This is a genomic window from Devosia enhydra (assembly GCF_900119845.1).
Taxonomy (GTDB): domain Bacteria; phylum Pseudomonadota; class Alphaproteobacteria; order Rhizobiales; family Devosiaceae; genus FPKU01.
Genome location: NZ_FPKU01000001.1, coordinates 1,584,104 through 1,601,667, shown reverse-complemented (window position 1 = coordinate 1,601,667; position 17,564 = coordinate 1,584,104). Strand labels below are relative to the sequence as shown.

Annotated in this window: 14 protein-coding genes; 5 read left to right on the top strand and 9 right to left on the bottom strand. The window is 66.5% G+C overall.

The annotated features are described in order from the left end of the window. Positions 1 to 95 precede the first annotated feature (95 nt). The 4 genes from BT183_RS07700 to BT183_RS07685 all read left to right on the top strand — a co-directional run bounded on the left by BT183_RS07700 (position 96) and on the right by BT183_RS07685 (position 5,598). The gene (locus BT183_RS07700; RefSeq protein WP_072340550.1) at positions 96 to 1,727 is read left to right on the top strand and encodes a UbiD family decarboxylase; all 1,632 of its coding nucleotides are present in this window, start codon (positions 96 to 98) and stop codon (positions 1,725 to 1,727) included. 6 nt (positions 1,728 to 1,733) lie between these two features. Beyond that, the gene (locus tag BT183_RS07695; RefSeq protein ID WP_072340547.1) at positions 1,734 to 4,025 is read left to right on the top strand and encodes a xanthine dehydrogenase family protein molybdopterin-binding subunit; all 2,292 of its coding nucleotides are present in this window, start codon (positions 1,734 to 1,736) and stop codon (positions 4,023 to 4,025) included. 147 nt (positions 4,026 to 4,172) lie between these two features. After that, entirely contained in the window at positions 4,173 to 4,913 is a 741-nt protein-coding gene (locus BT183_RS07690; RefSeq protein WP_084603318.1) for a GntR family transcriptional regulator, read from the top strand. A gap of 94 nt (positions 4,914 to 5,007) precedes the next feature. Continuing rightward, positions 5,008 to 5,598, top strand: a complete 591-nt coding sequence (locus tag BT183_RS07685; protein ID WP_072341738.1) for a UbiX family flavin prenyltransferase — start codon at positions 5,008 to 5,010, stop codon at positions 5,596 to 5,598. Between the two features lie 311 nt (positions 5,599 to 5,909). Here the strand turns inward: BT183_RS07685 and BT183_RS07680 are convergent, their stop codons facing one another. The 3 genes from BT183_RS07680 to BT183_RS07670 form a co-directional block, all read right to left on the bottom strand. Beyond that, positions 5,910 to 7,688, bottom strand: a complete 1,779-nt coding sequence (locus BT183_RS07680) for a thiamine pyrophosphate-binding protein (protein WP_072340544.1) — start codon at positions 7,686 to 7,688, stop codon at positions 5,910 to 5,912. A gap of 111 nt (positions 7,689 to 7,799) precedes the next feature. Continuing rightward, positions 7,800 to 9,521 (bottom strand): thiamine pyrophosphate-requiring protein, encoded by a 1,722-nt coding sequence (locus BT183_RS07675; RefSeq protein ID WP_072340541.1) that lies wholly within the window; start codon positions 9,519 to 9,521, stop codon positions 7,800 to 7,802. A 145-nt stretch (positions 9,522 to 9,666) separates the two neighbouring features. After that, a complete protein-coding gene (locus tag BT183_RS07670) occupies positions 9,667 to 10,713 on the bottom strand; it encodes a tripartite tricarboxylate transporter substrate-binding protein (RefSeq protein ID WP_072340539.1) in 1,047 nt (348 codons plus the stop codon). Positions 10,714 to 10,988: 275 nt separating this feature from the next. Here BT183_RS07670 and BT183_RS07665 point away from each other — a divergent pair, with 275 nt between their 5' ends. Continuing rightward, positions 10,989 to 12,005 (top strand): alpha-hydroxy acid oxidase, encoded by a 1,017-nt coding sequence (locus BT183_RS07665; protein WP_072340536.1) that lies wholly within the window; start codon positions 10,989 to 10,991, stop codon positions 12,003 to 12,005. A 51-nt stretch (positions 12,006 to 12,056) separates the two neighbouring features. On the opposite strand, the gene denD is transcribed toward BT183_RS07665, so the two are convergent. From denD to BT183_RS07635, 6 genes are all read right to left on the bottom strand, one after another. Then, a complete protein-coding gene (gene denD / locus BT183_RS07660) occupies positions 12,057 to 13,040 on the bottom strand; it encodes a D-erythronate dehydrogenase (protein WP_072340533.1) in 984 nt (327 codons plus the stop codon). A 75-nt stretch (positions 13,041 to 13,115) separates the two neighbouring features. Further along, positions 13,116 to 14,507, bottom strand: coding sequence for an L-serine ammonia-lyase (locus tag BT183_RS07655; protein ID WP_072340530.1), 1,392 nt, complete (start codon positions 14,505 to 14,507; stop codon positions 13,116 to 13,118). Positions 14,508 to 14,724: 217 nt separating this feature from the next. Beyond that, entirely contained in the window at positions 14,725 to 15,939 is a 1,215-nt protein-coding gene (uxuA, locus tag BT183_RS07650; protein ID WP_072340528.1) for a mannonate dehydratase, read from the bottom strand. A gap of 55 nt (positions 15,940 to 15,994) precedes the next feature. Continuing rightward, a complete protein-coding gene (locus BT183_RS07645; protein ID WP_072340525.1) occupies positions 15,995 to 16,372 on the bottom strand; it encodes a DUF4326 domain-containing protein in 378 nt (125 codons plus the stop codon). After that, positions 16,369 to 16,998, bottom strand: coding sequence for a trimeric intracellular cation channel family protein (locus BT183_RS07640; RefSeq protein WP_072340523.1), 630 nt, complete (start codon positions 16,996 to 16,998; stop codon positions 16,369 to 16,371). The genes BT183_RS07645 and BT183_RS07640 overlap by 4 nt, the downstream gene beginning before the upstream one ends. A gap of 1 nt (position 16,999) precedes the next feature. Then, complete coding sequence (locus BT183_RS07635; protein WP_072341735.1) at positions 17,000 to 17,404, bottom strand: acyl-CoA thioesterase; 405 nt, start codon at positions 17,402 to 17,404, stop codon at positions 17,000 to 17,002. Between the last annotated feature and the right edge of the window lie 160 nt (positions 17,405 to 17,564).

Below are 17,564 nucleotides of genomic sequence, written 5' to 3'. Positions count from 1 at the left end.
GCGGATGCGAGGGATTTCAAGGTCTTGGCCCCATGTGTCAATAGAGAGCCGCAGCGCAAGCGGGCCCGTCAGCAGCAATCAGGGATCAGGCAGTCATGAGCGAGTATGATGGAGCCCCGATGGACCTTCAGGACCATCTGGCGAGGCTGGACAAGGCCGGTCTCCTGACCCGGATCGGTCGCGAAATCGACAAGGACAGCGAACTCCATCCCCTCGCGCGCTGGCAGTTCCAGGGCGGCCTGCGCGAGGAACAGCGTCGCGGCTTCCTCTTTACTGATGTCGTCGGGGCCGGGGGCGAGCGCTACGATATTCCCGTCGCCGTTGGCATCCTTGCCGCCAACCCGGCCATCTATGCCATGGGCCTGGGCGTTGCGCCCGAGGCTATCGGCGATGTCTGGGTGAGGGCGATGAACAACCCCATCGCCCCGGTCCGTGTCGAAACCGCTCCCTGCCAGGAGGTGGTGATGACGGGCGAGGATCTCACGAGGCCTGGCGGCGGGCTCGCCTCGCTGCCCGTGCCGATTTCCACGCCCGGCTTTGACAGCGCGCCATATCTCACCGCAACGCTCTGCGTCACCAAGGATCCCGAAAACGGCATCCGCAACATGGGCACCTACCGCGCCGCGCTTAAGGCGCAGGATCGGCTGGGCGTGCGCATGGCGAGCCGGCTTTCAGGCGCCGGCGGCTACCAGCACTGGCTCAAATATCAGAAGATGGGCCAGAAGATGCCCTGCGCCATCGTGCTCGGCTGCGCGCCGGCGGTGATCTTCACCGGGCCGCAGAAGCTCTCGATCGACGAGGACGAAATGGCGGTGGCCGGCGGCCTCGTCGGCAAGCCGATCCCGGTGGTCAAATGCTTGACCGTCGATCTCGAAGTGCCCGCCGACGCCGAAATCGTCATCGAGGGCCTGATCGATACCGAGCTACTCGAGCCCGAGGGTCCCTTCGGAGAGAGCCACGGCCACGTGGCGCTCGAGGATTTCAACATGTCGATGCAGGTGACCGCCATCACCCGCAAGCGCAAGCCGGTCTTCGTCTCGATCGTCTCGCAGGTGACCCCGAGCGAATCGAGCGTATTGAAAAGAGTCGCTTACGAGCCGCTCTTCCTTGATCACCTCAAGACGCAGCTCAACATCAAGGGCATCAAGAACGTCGTGATGCACGAGCCGCTCACCAATATCCGCAAGGTGCTCTTCCTGCAGTTCGACCGGTCGGCGCCGCAGTCCGAAATCTGGCGCGGCATGCAGGGCGCTGCCACGCTGCAGGCCCAGTGCGGCAAGATCGTTATCGCGGTCTCCGACGATATCGATGCGCGCAATGCCGATGCGGTGTTCTGGTCGCTGGCCTATCGCGCCAACATGACCGACGACCTTCATGTCATGCCGTACCGGTCGGGCGGGCACGGCCCGAAATCGGGCGGCAAGAGCGCGGAATCGACGCTGATGATCGATGCGACGCTCAAGGCCCCGATGCCGCCTCTGGCGCTGCCGGCCGAGCAGTTCATGTCACGCGCCAAGACCATCTGGGAAGAGCTTCAGCTGCCTGCGCTCACCCCTCAGCCGCCCTGGCACGGCTACCACCTGGGTGACTGGGACGATCGCTGGAGCGCATTCGCCGACGCCGCCGTCAAGGGCGACTGGCGCACCAATGGCGCCAACACCTTCGATCGTCGCAAGAGCGGCATGAAGCCCGAGACGCCGGTCCGCAACATCGAAAAGAAGGGCTAACGCGCCATGAGGATGGGCGAGTCGCAGCTGCGCATCGAGGATGATCGCCTGATCCGGGGCGAGGGGCGCTACACCTCCGACGTGCGCTTTCCGGGCGAACTCGCCCTCGTGGTCGTGCGCTCCGGGGTCGGTGCCGGCCATATCGACAGCATCGATGCCTCGGCCGCGCTCGACATGCCGGGCGTCGTCGCCGTCTTCACCGGGCCCGACCTCCTCGCCGATGGCATCAAGCCGTTCAAGCCGCGCCTCACCCATCCGGGTCCCGATGGCGGGCCGATGCGCCAGCCGCGCTTTTTGCCCCTCGCCATCGACGAAGTCCGCTTTCTGGGCGAACCCGTCGCCGTCGTCATCGCGCAGACCCGCGCGGAGGCGGAGGATGCGGCCGAGGCGGTGGTCGTCGAGATCACCGAGCGCCAGACCGTCAGCGATCCTCTGGCCGCCATTGCTCCCGATGCGCCCCGCGTCTGGGACCAGTATCCGGACAATCTCGCCTTCATCTTCGATCAGGGCGATGCTTCCGCGACCGATGCTGCCATTGCCTCCGCCGCACATGTGGTGCGCCAGCGCATGCGCATCTCCCGCGTCACCGCAGCGCCCATCGAGCCGCGTTCGGCGGTGGGGCGCTACGATCCGGCGAACGATACATACCAGCTCGATCTTGGCACCCAGTCCCCCCATCGCATGGCGGGCGAACTGGCCGATGTCTTCGGCATTCCGGCCGAGCGCATCGCGGTCAAGGCGCTCGATTGCGGCGGCTCCTTCGGCATGAAGAATGTCGCCTTTGCCGAAAACGCGCTGGTGCTCTGGGCCGCCCGCCGCGTCGGCGCGCCGGTGCGCTGGCTCGCGAGCCGGCTCGAATCCTTCCAGTGCGATGCGCATGGCCGCGACCAGTGGGTCGATGCCACCCTCGCGCTCGATGCCGAGGGGCGCTTCCTTGCGCTCGACGTTCTGGGCCGCGCCGGGCTCGGCGCCTATATCGGGCCATCGACGCCGCATCCGCCCACCGCCAATATCGGCGGGCTCGCGGGCGTCTACCGCACGCCCGCCATCCATGTCCGCATCGAGGGCGTGTTCATCAACGCCCAGATCACCGCCCCCTATCGCGGCGCCGGCCGGCCCGAGGCGACCTATATCATCGAGCGCATGATCGATCTTGCCGCCCATGAACTGGGGCTCGACAAGGCCGAGATCCGCCGGCGGAACCTCATCGCGCCCGAGCAGATGCCGTTCAAGACGCCGCTGACCTTCACCTATGATTCCGGCGACTTCCCCGGCCTTCTCGATCGCGCCATGGTCGTGGCGGACTGGGCAGGCTTCGCCGCACGCCGTGCCCGCTCCGAAGCGGATGGCAAGCTGCGCGGCATCGGCATTTCCAACCCCATCGAGATCGCCGGCGGGCCGCTGGGCAAGCCCAATCCCGAATTCGCCCGCCTCGCACTCGATCCGTCCGGATCGGGCATGCTGATGACCGGCGGCGTCGATACGGGGCAGGGGCACGGCACGGCGTTCCGGCAGGTGCTGGGCGAAACGCTCGGTCTCGATGCGGCGAAAGTCTCCTATGTCACCGGCGACACCGCCACCGTTCCGAAAGGCACCGGCAGCTTCGGCTCGCGCACGCTCTCGGCCGGCGGTGCCGCGATGCTCGCGGCTGTCGACGAGATCGTCGCAAAGCTCACGCCCCTGGCCGCCGAAAAGCTCGAGGCCAATCCTGCCGATGTCGGCTTTGCCGAGGGCTCGTTCGCGGTTGCCGGCACCAACCGCCACATCGCCTTCACCGAGGTGCTGGCCGCCCACTCCGGCCCCATCGAGGCCGAGGCCTTCATCAGCGCCAAGAACGCCACCTTCCCCAATGGCTGCCATGTCTGCGAGGTCGAGATCGATCCCGCTACCGGCGCCACCTCGCTTGTGAGCTATGCCGTGGTCGACGATGTCGGCCGCGTCATCAACCCGCTGCTTGTCAAGGGCCAGATCCGGGGAGGGGTGGTGCAGGGCATCGGCCAGGCACTGCTCGAGGAAATCGTTTACGACGAGACCGGCCAGCTGATCTCGGCCAGCTTCATGGATTATGCCATGCCGCGCGCCGAGCATGCGCCCCAGATGCTGGTGGAAAGCTACCCCACCCCCACCGCGAGCAATCCGCTCGGCATCAAGGGTGCGGGCGAGGCCGGCACAGTGGGGGCGCTCGCCGCCGTGATGAGCGCGGTCTGCGATGCGCTCGCCACACGCGGCGTGCGCCATATCGACATGCCCGCCACCCCGCTGCGCATCTGGCAGAGCCTGCAGGATGCGGCGGCCTAGCCGGGACTGGCCTCGCGAGCGCGGTTTTCGCTCAGTGAAATGCCGCGCTTGCCGTAGAGTCTTCGTATGTTAGTATGACCAATAGCGCCGATCCGGCCAGGTGCCGGGCGGCAGGCTTTCGTGTCGGGAGCGAGGGAGATCGCAGTCATGGTGGAACGCATCGACGGACGGCTCGACCCGCTGCAGCATGAATCCGCGCCCCTGCGGAACAAGATCATCAATTCCCTGCGCTCGGCCATCGAGTCGGGCGTGCTGAAGCCGGGCACGCGGCTCGTGGAGAAGGATCTCTGCGAGCAGCTCAATGTGAGCCGCACCTCCCTGCGCGAAGCGCTGCGCCAGCTCCAAGCCGAGGGTATTCTCGTCAACGCGTCCAATCGCGGCCTGACCGTCGCCAAGGTCTCGCGTGACGACGCCGCCAATGTCTATCGCATTCGTGGGGCGCTCGAGGCGCTGATCGTCGAGCAGTTCGTCGAGCGGGCCAATGATCGGCAGGTGGCCGAACTGAAGCGCAATGCCGAGACGCTCAAGGGCGAATACAGATCCGGCAATGCCGACCGCATCGTTGCTGCCAAGCGCGCCTTCTACGATCTCCTGTGCAAGCGCGCCGGCAACCCGATCGCCTTCGATATCCTCACCAAGCTGACGCTGCTGACCTCGCCGCTGCGCCGGCCCTCCATCATCCGGGCTGAGCGCCAGCAGCAGTCCATCGCCGAGATCGACGCCATCGTGGATGCGATCAGCCGGCGCGACAAGGCCGCTGCCCGCGCCGCTGCCGAGCAGCATGTGGCCAATTCTGCGCAGTCGGCCTTCCGGTCGGCCGAGGCCTATCTCACCGATGGCGGAGATGGCGATACGGGCGAAAAGCCGCAACTGGCCATGGGCGTTTGAGCCGCAGTTCCCGCTCGCCGATAGCGGTCGATGCTGGTCCGGTGCGGGCCTTGTTTCGTAACGATATCAATCATCTTCAATGGAGTTCGGCCTCTTGCGCCGCATCATCATCGCGCTGACCGGTGCATCCGGCATTATCTATGGCATCCGCGCCCTGCAGCTCCTGCGCGAGGTGGCCGATGTCGAAACCCATGTGGTGCTGTCGCCCTCCGCCCTGCGCACGGCGCAGGATGAAGTCGACATGGGTCCCGATGAGATCAAGGGGCTGGCCGACGTGCTCTACAGCTTCCGCGATATCGGGGCCGCCATCTCGTCCGGCTCGTTCCGCACCGCCGGCATGCTTGTCGCGCCGTGCTCGATCAAGACGCTCAGCGGCATCGCCAATTGCTACAATGAAGACCTGATCGTGCGGGCTGCCGATGTGTGCCTCAAGGAGCGGCGTCGCGTGGTGCTGATGCTGCGCGAGACGCCCCTGCATGCCGGGCATATCGCGCTGATGGATCAGGCCAACCGCAACGGCGCCATCATCATGCCGCCGGTTCCCGCCTTCTATACCCGGCCCAAGACGCTCGACGACATCGTCGTACAGTCGGTCGGCCGCGCGCTCGACCTCTTCGATCTCGAACTGCCCATGGTCAAGCGCTGGAAAGAAACCCCGGGCGTCGGGGACGACGACAAGGCATAGGGGCAGGGCTGGGACATGAGTAAGCCCGCGCAGCACACTCGGGATCCGAGACGCGGCTACGCCGCTACTCACCATGAGGTCTGGCAGTTCTGAGGCTGAGAGAACCTCATCCTGAGGCTTCCAAGCGACCCGCAGGGACCGGGCGCTCCTGTGGAGCGACCGGAGCGCAGGAAGGCCATGAGCGCTATGCGCGAATGGCTCGGCGCAGGGGCGTCTCGAAGGACGAGGTTCGCTTGCGCCGAGACCGGCCGTAGCCCCAAACCCACCATCTTATGCAAAAAGGGCGGCACCATCGGCGCCGCCCTCTCTTCTCATTCCGCCAATTCGAACAGCGGATCGCGCGCATATTCGGGCGGCACGTGCACGTCGATGACCCAGGGCTGGCCGGCGCGCACCTTCTCGAAGCCGCGACGCAGGGCGGCCGGGAGATCGGCCATGTCCTTGATCGGGCCCTCGCCTTCGATGCCCTGGCCGCGCGCGATAGAGAGCAGGTCCGGCACGGGGTCCTCGAGGCGCTGGCCCACCCAGGCATTGCTGGCCGGGCGGCCGCGCGAGCGGGCGACGTCGCCCTGGTGGTGCTCGTCGTTGAAGTAGGAGTGGTTGTTGGCGATGATCATGAGCAGCGGGATCTTTTCATGCGCCGCCGTCCACAGGCAGTTCATGCCCATGGTGAAATCGCCATCGCCGAGGATGGCGACGGGCAGCCGCTCGCTCTGGAGATCGCGCAGCGCCAGCGCCACGCCGATGGCGATGGAGGGACCCGAGCCGACGCCGCCCCCGCCATTGTGCCCCAGATAATCATGAGGATGCTCGAGCTCGTTGGCATTGTTGGGCCAGCCGAGCGGGCGCGAGGCGAGCGAGACCTTCATCTCCTGCGTCTCGATGGCGAAGACGCGGGCGAGATCCATGAGGCTGATCGGGCCGGTGGCGGATTTGGGCGCATCGGGGATCAGCCGGCGGCGCTCATAGGTCCTGGCGGGCGCCCGCTTGCCGGCAAGGCCTTCGATCAGGCGGGCCACCGCCGTCTCGGGCACGGTGGGGATGTTCACATCCACCGCCGGCAGGGCCATGTAGTCCATGTTCCAGCCGCGATGGGTCTGGAAATCGTTCGAGACGCTGATGATCGGCGGGCTTTCGGTGCCCGGCGGGAAGGCCTGGTTGAGCGTGCCGCCGATATCGAGCCAATCGAGATTGATGACGACATCGGCGTCCTTGAGGTGCTTGAGCACGGGCTTGGAGAGCTTCCAGCCGGTTTCCCCGATGAACAGCGGATGGGTTGTGGGGAAGGAGCAGGGCGACTTCACATGCGCCAGCACCACTGCGCCCAGCATTTCGGCCAGCTTGACGCGATCGGCCCAGCCTTCCTCGGACCGCGAGACGCGGCCCGAGAAAATGAACGGCTTCTTGGCATTGGCAAGCAGCGCGATGGCCTTTTCCAGCTCGGCACGGGGCGGCTCGGGATCGGCGGGGGCGGCAAAGCGGCGGATGTCGTGCAGCTTGGGCACGCTGTCGAGCTTCTTTTCCTGGAGGCCGATGTCGAAATTGACATAGGTCGGGCCGGAGGGGCGTGCCGAGGCCAGCATAGTGGCGCGGCGGATCGATTCCACCGCAGCCTCGGGCGAGGCCGGCATGTCGTCCCATTTGGTGAAGTTGCGCACGAGCCCGCCTTGGTCGAGCGTGCAGTGGATCCACTCGATCCACGGACGGCGCTGGGTGGCATCGATGGGACCGGTCGCTCCGAAGATCACTACGGGGGTGCGATCGCACCACGCATCGAAGATCGCCATGGAGGCGTGCATCAGCCCGACATTGGAGTGGACGGCGGCGGCCAGCGGGCGATCCATGATCTTTGCCCAGCCCTGGCAGATCGAAACCGCGTGCTCCTCATGCATGCAGAGCAGGATTTTGGGGTTCTCGTTGCCCAGATAGTTCACGAGGCTGTCGTGCAGGTGCCGATAGCTGGCGCCGGGGTTGAGGCAGATATAGGGAAACCCCTGTTCGCGGATGGCGGCGGCGATGACGTCGCTGCCATATTCCGGTTCGCCCGTGACGACGGGTGTGAAGCTCTTTTCTCGCGAATGCTCTGCCATGGGTTTGTCCTTGGATGATGGGCCTCCTGGGCCCCACTTCTGGGTTCGCGCCACCCCGGCGGTCCGCTCACGGGCGGCCGTGCCGAAAGGCGCGCGGGCGAAACGAAGGGATCAGCCGGTCGAGCAGATCACGTTGAGAACGGCCTGGCGCTTTTCGATCTCGACCACCTTGAGCGCACGATCGATGGCGCGCGGCAGGTCGGTCGGGTCGGTGACCTTTTCGCCATAGCCGCCGGCGGCTTCCACCACCTTTTCATAGCCGTCGATGGCATCGAGGAAAGTAAGCGGCTGGCGGTTGGAGCGGGCGGCATAGCCGTCGCGGTTCTGCCCGACGGTTGCCCCGCGCACCGCCTGCCAGCGGCCATTGTTGAGGATGATCGAGAGATGCGGCAGGTTCTGCTCGGCGGCGACGTAATGGGCCGAAACCGGGTTTCCGAACATATAGGCGCCATCGCCATGCACGCCGATCACCTGCCGGTCGGGCGCCGCGAGCTTGACGCCCAGCGCCGCCCCCAGTCCATGGCCGAGCCCCGAGGCCGCCCCGGGGTTCCACAGGGTCTGCGGATGGTCGAAGCGCATATGCGAGGTCAGGAGCTTGGCCTCCTGGATGACGACCGCATCCTCGTTCTTGGCCTCGCTGATGCAATGCGAGAGCCATGCTGGATGGATGACGGGCTGGTTGCGCGCATCCTCGAGCCGCGCATCCCAGCCGGCATGCAGCTTGCGCTGGCGTTCGGCCAGGGCCTTGCGTCGGGCCTCGATCTGGTCGCGGGCGGCGACCGCATGGCTTTCGAGCGCATCGCCGATGGCTTCGAGCCCTTCGGCCGTGCCGCAGGTCAGGGCGATATCGGCCGGAATGCCGCGGATGGGCACGTAGGAATGCAGCGGATCGGGCCCGATATGGATGACCTTGCAGTCATCGCGCAGCCTGTGCTGGGCCGGCACGTAGGGGGCCGCCGTGTCGACCACGAGGATGACATCGGCATCCGATACCCAGCCATCCTGCCCATAGCCCATGTTCATGGGGTGATGGGTAGCAAGTGACAGGATGCGGAAACGGTGCTGGATGACAGGAAGCGCATAGCGCTCGGCAAGATCGGACAGCGCGTGCCAGGCGGCGGCCGTGCGCCCGCCCGACCCCGTGAGGATCAGCGGATTGCGGGCCTTGGCCAGAAGCGAGGCGATCTCGTCGACCGCATCGGCATCGGGGCGCGCGGCGGTGGCTGGCTTCTGACGGGTGGGCGAGGTGTACGAATAGCTCGCCATGGGATGCGAGAGCACCTCGCGCGGCAGCGACAGATAGACCGGACCGCGCGGCTCGCTCATGGCGATGGTCAGGCCGCGATCAACGACGGTCTCCACCTGCTCGCCATTGCGCAGCTCATAATCCCATTTGACCGCCTCGCGCACCATGCCGCCCTGGTCGAACATCTCCTGGGTCCAGTGGATGTCGAGGCTGCGATGGCCAGGCAGCGAGGCTTCTTCGTTGGTGGGGGTGCGGCCGGCGGTGAAGAACACCGGGATCTGGCCGCGCTTGGCATTGAGCAGCCCGTTGAGGCCGTTGGCGGTGCCGACATTGACATGCACCATCACGGCCTGGGGCCGTCCAGTCATGAAATAATAGCCCATCGCCATATGCACGGCGGTGTTCTCGTGCGGCACGGTGACGGGCTCGGGCACCGGGGTATCGAGCGCCTGCGCCTTGGCGAAGGATTCGATGATGGGCGCGAAATCCGTGCCGGCATTGGCGAAGAAATAGTCGACCCCGCGGTCGGCGAGCAGTTGCAGATAGGCATCCGCGACCGTCGCGCCGGTCATCGTCTTTGTCGGCATCGCTGCGCTCTCTCGATGGATGGATCAGCCAGCCGCGCACCCTCCCTCCGAGGCCGCAACGGCGTATCGCAGGCCCCGCCGCGAGCGGCAGGACCCGGCATCAAGAGGAAAGGCCGCCCCGCGAGCGAGGCGGCCCATCCGGATGTTATTCGAAGCCGGCTTCGCGGGCTTCGTTGAGCAGCGCCACCACGTCGGGCGAGGCGCCGAGGATCTTGCTCAGCACATCGGCCATCTGCGCGGCATTCTTGGGCGCGATCGGCAGGCCGCGGGTCTGGGCGTCGGCGAGCAGCTGCTCGTCCTTGACCAGTTCGTCGAAGGCGGTGGCAAGGGCCTCGAAGCGGTCATCCGGGATGCCCGGAGGCGCGAGCAGGGCACGGCCGAGATCGCCACCGGCGGCAAAGAAGGCCAGGGCGTCCTTCTGGGCCTGGTCTTCGACCAGCTCGATGGCGGTGGGCACATCGGGCAGGTCCGGCAGGCGCTCGAGGCCGAACTGCAGGATCGGCACGACGGCGCCCGAATCGAGTTCGGCTTTGTAGTTGGAGTTCCACGAGGTCCAGACGGTGGTGGTCATGTCGGCTTCGCCACGGAACACGGCCAGCACCGAGGCGGTGGCGCTGTCATAGCCGCACACCATGTTGTACTGGGCGCCGGTGAAGTGAGCGAAGATCGCGCCGGCCTGGGCGGAGGTGGTGGTGCGGCCCGAGCAGGAGACGTTCGAGACGGTCGCCTTCATCTCGTCGAGCGTCTTGGCCGGAGCTTCGGCGCGCGCGGCCATCACGGAGGTCACGTCTGCGAACGAGCCGATGTAGCGCATCTCGTTCATGTCCCAGCGGCTGACTTCCGGGTCGAGCAGCTGAAGGGTGGCGAGCGATTCCGGCAGGAGCGCGATCATCGTGCCATCGCGCGGGGCGCGGTTGGCAAAATAGGCGGCTGCAACGTTACCACCACCGCCGGGCATGGACTGCACCACGACCGTGGGGTTGCCGGGGATGTACTTGCCGTAATGCTGGGCGGCCAGCTGGGCATAGGCATCGAACGACCCGCCCGGCGGATGGCCGATCAGGATGGTAACGAGCTGACCCGCAAAGAATTCCTCGGGGCTCTGCGCCACGGCAGCGTGCGGCGCAAAGGCGGCACCGGCAAGCCCGACCATCGCGGCGGCCTTGAGCCAGCCCTTCATTTCAAAAGCCATGTGAACTCCTCCTTGAACCATCCGCAACGGGCACAATCGGTGCGCCATGTGACCGGATGTTGGTACGATTGTATGACATAGATACGACGGCTGCAATGCCGTTTTCCGGGGTTTTTGGCGGCTCGGGTGCGCGCTCAGGCGCCAAAAGCGTGTGCCGTACTCACGAGGCGGTATATGACTGGCTGTCAATATGACTGTATGATCAAGTATCGGCTCAGAAGCCGACAGGCACGGGGAGCGCTGCGGCCGACAAATCCGGGCGAGGGAGGACGTTCATGGACCTGCAATCACTACCCGAAATCATGATCGAGGCGGAGCGCCGGGCGCCGGCTGAAATCTGGGGCCACATCACGGGGGGCGCCGGTACCGAGATGACGGTGCGACGCAACCGGCTCGGACTCGACAGTCTGGCGCTGCGACCCCGCGTGTTGCGCGATGTCTCTTCGATCGACATGACCACGCGATTTCTGGGGCATCCCCTGCGCATCCCCGTGATGCTGGCGCCGATCGGCTCGCTGGCCCTCATCCACGAGGATGCTTCGGCCCAGGCGATCCGCGCGGCGCAGGCCTTCGGCACGATGGGTTTTGTTTCGAGCGTCGCCACGCCCGGCTTCGCGGCGATCGCAGCGGCTGCACCGGGGCCGAAATTCTTCCAGCTCTATATCCGTGGCGACAGCGCGGATGTGGGCAACAGCATCGATGCGGTCAAGGCGGCCGGTTATGACGGCATCGCGGTGACGGTGGATTCGGCCTATTACGGCGTCCGCGACCGCCAGCTTCTGCAGAAATGGAAGCCGCCCGCCCATGCCCGACCCGGCAAGGAGCATCAGGCCCGCGTGACGTGGGACACTGTTGCCGCGATCATGGAGCGGGCGGCACCGCTGCCGGTGATGCTCAAGGGCATCCAGACCGGCGAGGATGCGGCGCTGGCGGTGGAGGCGGGGGTCGCGGCGATCTACATCTCCAACCATGGCGGGCGGCAGCTCGACCAGTGCCAGGCAACCATCGACATCCTGCCCGAGGTGGTGTCGGCGGTCGGCGGTCGGCTGCCGATCGTCGTCGATGGCGGCTTCCTGCGTGGCGCCGACATCGTCAAGGCCATTGCGCTCGGGGCGCAGGCCGTGGCGGTGGGGCGGCTCTATGCCTCGGCGCTCGCCTGTGCCGGCGAGGCGGGCGTAGTGCGGGCACTCGAGCTGCTCGAAGGGGAGCTCAGCAATGTCATGGGCCTTATGGGGGTTACCAGTCTCGCCGCGCTCGGCCCACAGAGCGTAACCGCGGCAAGGCCTGCTTAGACCCTGTCTCGGGCTCGGCGCCACTCGCCGCTCGTGTCGATGGCCGGCCGTTCAGCCGATGCGGCCGCCGAGTTCGTCTTCGATGTGGGCGCGAATGATCTCGTCGAAGGTCTTTTCAGCCGTAAAGCCAAGGGATTCGGCGCGGCGGGCATCGAAATTCTTGGGCCAGCCATCGACCATGGCGACGATTTTCGGATCGTGCTCCTCGCGGATCAATGCCACCGCCTTGTCGCCGGCCACGCGGCGCAGGGCTTCGATCTCTTCGCCGACGGTGGCGGAAAGGCCGGGCAGGGTGAGGGCGCGGCGCCAGCCCATACGGGTGAGATCGAGCTCGGCCGCGTGGAGCAGGAACCCGACGCCGGCGCGCGGTGACGCGAACCAGTGGCGCACATCGCGCGAGACGGGCAGCACCGCCTCGATGCCCACCAGCGGCTCGCGCAGGATGTTGGAAAAGAAGCCCGACGCCGCCGCATTGGGCTTGCCCGGACGCACGGTGATGGTGGGGAAGCGCACCGAGATGCCATCGACGAAGCCCTTGCGGGAATAGTCGGTGATCAGCAGCTCGCAGATGGTCTTCTGCGTACCATACGAGGTGAGCGGGGTGTTGAAGAACTCATCGCCGATGGCGTCCGGGAAGGGTGCGCCAAAGACCGCGATGGAGGAGGTGAAGACGAGCTTGGGCTTGTAGGGCCCCTTGCGGCCCTCCGCCCTTATGGCTTCGAGCAGGGCGCGCGTGCCATCCATGTTGATGCGGTAGCCCTTGTCGAAATCGGCCTCGGCCTCGCCCGAGACGATCGCTGCCAGGTGGAAGATGAGATCGGGCCGCGACGCGACGAGCTTTTCAGCCTCGCCCGGCAGCGACATGTCGGAGGCGAGCCTCGTGGTGGCGATGCCGGTTGCCGGGGCGGTGGGGGCGACGATGTCGGCCAGCGTCAGGGCCGAAATCTCGTTGCCCCCCACATGGCCCTGCCGGACCAGCGCCTCGGTGAGCTTGCGGCCGACCATGCCGCCCGCCCCGATGATGAGAATGTGCACGATCTCTTCCTTGTCCAGTGAACCCCGGGAGAGCTCCCTCCAGCCCGGAACCCTGTTGCGCGTCAGGGCGCCATATCAGCAGTCCGGCACGTTGACCGCCAGCCCGCCCAGGCTGGTTTCCTTGTATTTATCGCTCATGTCGCGACCGGTCTGGCGCATGGTCTCGATGCAGGCGTCGAGCGGCACGGCGTGGACGCCATCGCCCTTCATGGCGAGCGAGGCGGCGGTGACGGCCTTGACCGCGCCGAAGGCGTTGCGCTCGATACAGGGGATCTGCACGAGGCCGCGCACGGGATCGCAGGTCATGCCCAGATGGTGCTCGAGCGCGATTTCCGCGGCGTTCTCGATCTGGGCCGGAGTGCCGCCCATGGCGGCGCAGGCGGCGGCAGCGGCCATGGCGGCGGCCGAACCCACCTCGCCCTGACAGCCCACTTCGGCGCCGGAGATCGAGGCATTGTGCTTGATGATGCCGCCGATCGCGGCAGCGGTGAGCAGCATGTCGCGGATGGTCTGACGGGTGGCGCGCGCCTCGAACTTCATGATGTAGGTGAGCACCGCCGGCATGACGCCGGCCGCGCCATTGGTAGGGGCGGTGACCACCCGTCCGCCGGCGGCATTCTCCTCGTTGACGGCCATGGCATAGACCGAGAGCCAGTCATTGGCCGTCATGGGATTGAGGATATTGCGCTGCCAGTCGGCCGCCAGCCCGGCATGGATGGCGGGGGCGCGGCGGCGCACCTTGAGCCCGCCAGGCAGGATGCCCTCCGAGCGCAGGCCGCGTTCGATGCAGCCTTCCATGGCTGCCCAGATGGCGTCGAGGCCCGCATCGAGGTCGCGCGGCGAGCGCCGGGTCAGTTCGTTCGCGCGCTTCATCTGGGCGATGGAGAGGCCCGATCGCGCCGCCATCTCCAGCATTTCTGCCGCGCTGGTGAAGGGGTAGGGGATTTCCGGGCCCGGGTCGGCGACCGATCCACGCGCAAGCTCGGCTTCGCTCACGACGAACCCGCCGCCGACGGAATAATAGACGCGCCGCAGCAGCAGCCCGCCATCGGCATCGAAGGCGGAAAACCGCATGCCGTTGGGGTGGCCGGGCAGGGCATTGGCCTTGTCGTAGACGAGATCCCGCTGTGGCGCGAAGCGATAGGCGGGATGTCCGGGCGGGGTGACGGTGCCCGTGGCCTCGACCTCGGCGATGATCGCATCCATCCTGTCGGGATCGACACTGTCGGGGGCTTCCCCGCAGAGCCCGAGGATGATGGCGCGGCCGGTGCCATGGCCGACCCCGGTGAAAGCCAGTGATCCGTGAAGGCTGGCCGTGAGGGCGGCGACCGTGGCGCCGGGCGGGCGCGGCCAGTCGCCGGTGCGGATTTCATCGAGAAAGCGGTTCGCCGCCGTCATCGGCCCCATGGTGTGGGAACTCGACGGGCCGATGCCGATCTTGAAGATTTCAAAGACGGAAAGGAACATGGCCGAGCCTAACCGGTCGACACGGACGGGGGCAATGGGGCTGGCGGGATAGGGACCCTTGGGCAGTCCGCCAAGCGGTCAGACCGAGCGCCATTCGCGCTCGCATGACCGCCGCTAACGCGCTCGCCTGCAGCCTTGCGCTACCGGGATTCCGTTATGCGAGCGCCCGAACTGCGAGGGCCGCTTGCGCCGCCCTCGCTCCGCACGGCCTCGACCTTCAGGCCACGCCGTACTGCCGATGGCCCAGCGCCGTCATCACGCCGCGCAGCTCGGCAAGGCCCTTCATGCGCCCGATGGTGGGGTAGCCCGGCTGGCTGCGGCGCCCGAGGTCATCGAGAATATCCTGCCCATGGTCGGGCCGCATCGGGATCTGGTGGTCGGCACGGCCCGCTGCCTTGCGCTTTGCCTCTTCCTTGAGGATCGCGGCGATCAGCGCCACCATATCGGTGTCCCCGCCCAGGTGCTCGGCCTCGTAGAACGAGCCGGCGATGACGTCGCTGTCGCGCTTGACGTTGCGCAGGTGCAGGAAATGCACCTTGTCGCCCAGCCGCTCCATCATCCCCGGCAGGTCGTTATCGGGCCGCGCGCCGAGCGAGCCCGAGCACAGGGTCATGCCGTTCGAGGGGCTGGCCACCGCATCGAGGATCGTCCTGTAGTCGGCTTCCGTTGACATCACGCGCGGCAGGCCGAGCAGCGCGAACGGGGGATCGTCCGGGTGGCAGCACATGCGCACGCCGAGCTTTTCGGCCACCGGCACCACTTCGGACAGAAAGTCTATGAAGTGCTGGCGCAATTGCTCGGGCGAGATCTCGCCATATTCGGCAAGATGGGCCCGCACATCGTCGAGCGTCATCGATTCCGTCGAACCGGGTAGCCCCATGGTGACGTTGCGGGCCAGCGCCTTCTTTTTCGCCTCGTCATAGTCGCGATAGCGGCGCGCCGCTTCCTCGACCACATCGGCGGAGAAATCCTCGGCCGCGCCCGGCCGTTCGAGAATATGGATGTCGAACAGTGCGAAATCGACGATGTCGAACCGCATGCAGGTGCCGCCATGGGCCACCTGCCAACGCAGATCGGTGCGCGTCCAGTCCAGCACCGGCATGAAATTGTAGCACAGCACCTCGAGCCCGGCCGCCGCGACATTCTCGAGGCTGGTCTTGTAGTTGGTGATGTGATCGCGCCAGTTGTTCTTTTGCTTCTTGATGTCCTCGGAAACCGGCAGGCTCTCGATCACATCCCAGGCGATGCCCGAGGGCGAGCCGTCCTTGCGGGTGGCGATCTGCTGCTGGCGCCTGGCGATCTCCTCGGGGCTCCACACCATGCCATTGGGCACGTGGTGCAGGGCGCTCACCACCCCTTCGACGCCCGATTGCAGCATGTCGTCCACCGACGCGATGTCATGGGGTCCAAACCAACGCCAGGTCTGTTTCACGGGGGCCCTCCTCAGGTCACAGGCGGGTCTGGCCTAAGGGCAGCCCGAGCCCCTGTCAATCTGGCGCCACGGAGTTGGCGATGGCGATAAGGATATCGGCATGGCAGGGCGTTCCCGCCGCGCACCAGCAGGCAAGATTATGCCCGGCAAGCGCCGCCCGTATTGTTTCGCGAGAGGGCGGCTGCCCATGCGCGGCCAATTCCGTCGGCAGCCCCGCGATCCAGCGCCCGAACGCCTCGACTGCCCGCGCCTGAGCCGCCTCGCGGGACAGCCCCATCTCCGCCATCACGGCTTCGATCGTAAACGGATTGCCCCACGGCCCCGGCCGCGACACGCGCTTCGCTGGCAGCCCGTTGAGCGCCTGCGAGATTGCCTGCAGGTCAAAGCCCCTGCGGCGCGATAGCACCAGCCGCTGCGGCTGTGCCGGGGTCACCGCAGATCCTTGTCGTAGACGAAGCGCGGCATTTCGAGCTTGAGCACGATCGCGAGCACGCGCAGCGCAAAGCCGATGGCGATGGCGCCCAGGATCACGAGATCGGCCGGCAGCCCCAGGCCCAGCCCGCCAAGATAAAGCACGCCGGTGACGATCGAGACGCTGGCATAGAGCTCGCCCGAAAAGATCAGCGGAACGTCGTTGCACAATATGTCGCGCATGATGCCGCCCACCACCCCGGTTATCATCCCCGAAACGATGACGATGATGGGCGAGAGCCCCATTTCGAGCCCGATATTACACCCGATGATGGTGAAGACCACGAGCCCCAGCGCATCGAGCAACAGGAACGGCCAGCGCAGTTTGTCCATGAACCGCGCGAGCGCGATGGTCAGCAGCGCCGCCCCGCAGCACATCAGCAGCAGATAGGGGTTGGCCACCCAGGTCAGCGGATAATGGCCCAGAAGCGTGTCGCGCATTGTGCCGCCGCCCAGCGCCGTGACGCAGGCGAGGACGCACACCCCGAACCAGTCCATCCGCCGCCGCCCGGCAGCGAGCGCCGCCGTCATCGCCTCCGCGGCCACCGCGATATGGAAGATGATCCAGAGAAGCGTGGGCGAGGCCATGTCAGCGCTGCATCAGCGCTTCGGCACGCTGGCGGATGTCGGGCGGCAGCGGCGCGGCCTCGCGCTTGGTCATGTCGAAATGCACCGTCACCGCCATGGCCTGAGCCCGCGGCAGCCTGTCGAGCGCACCATCCATGTTGTGCACGATGGTCACCGACGAGCGGCCGATGCGCTCGATGCGCGAGGTGATGGCGATCAGCGTGCCAGGCTGCACCTCGGCGCGATAATCGATCTCGTAGCGCACATCGGCCCAGCCGGTCGGCGCGCCCGGCCTGATCTCGAGATTGGCGATGATGCCGAGCAGGTAGAAACTCGCATCGTCGAACATCGCCATGTAATGGCGCGCGCTCATGTGGCCCATGACGTCGCACATCCACGGATGCGCCACGCCCAGGAAAGTCTGCATGCCCTTGCCGCTCAAAGCCGCCCTCCGAATACCCTCATGAGCCTCTCTCATAAGCCCTTGGCCCGCAAGCCCTGCCCAGGCCGCACCGGGCATGTTATGCTACCAAAGTCGCCTCGCGGTTGTCCGGCCCCCATGCCAATGAGCCGCCGAGCCTGCCCTT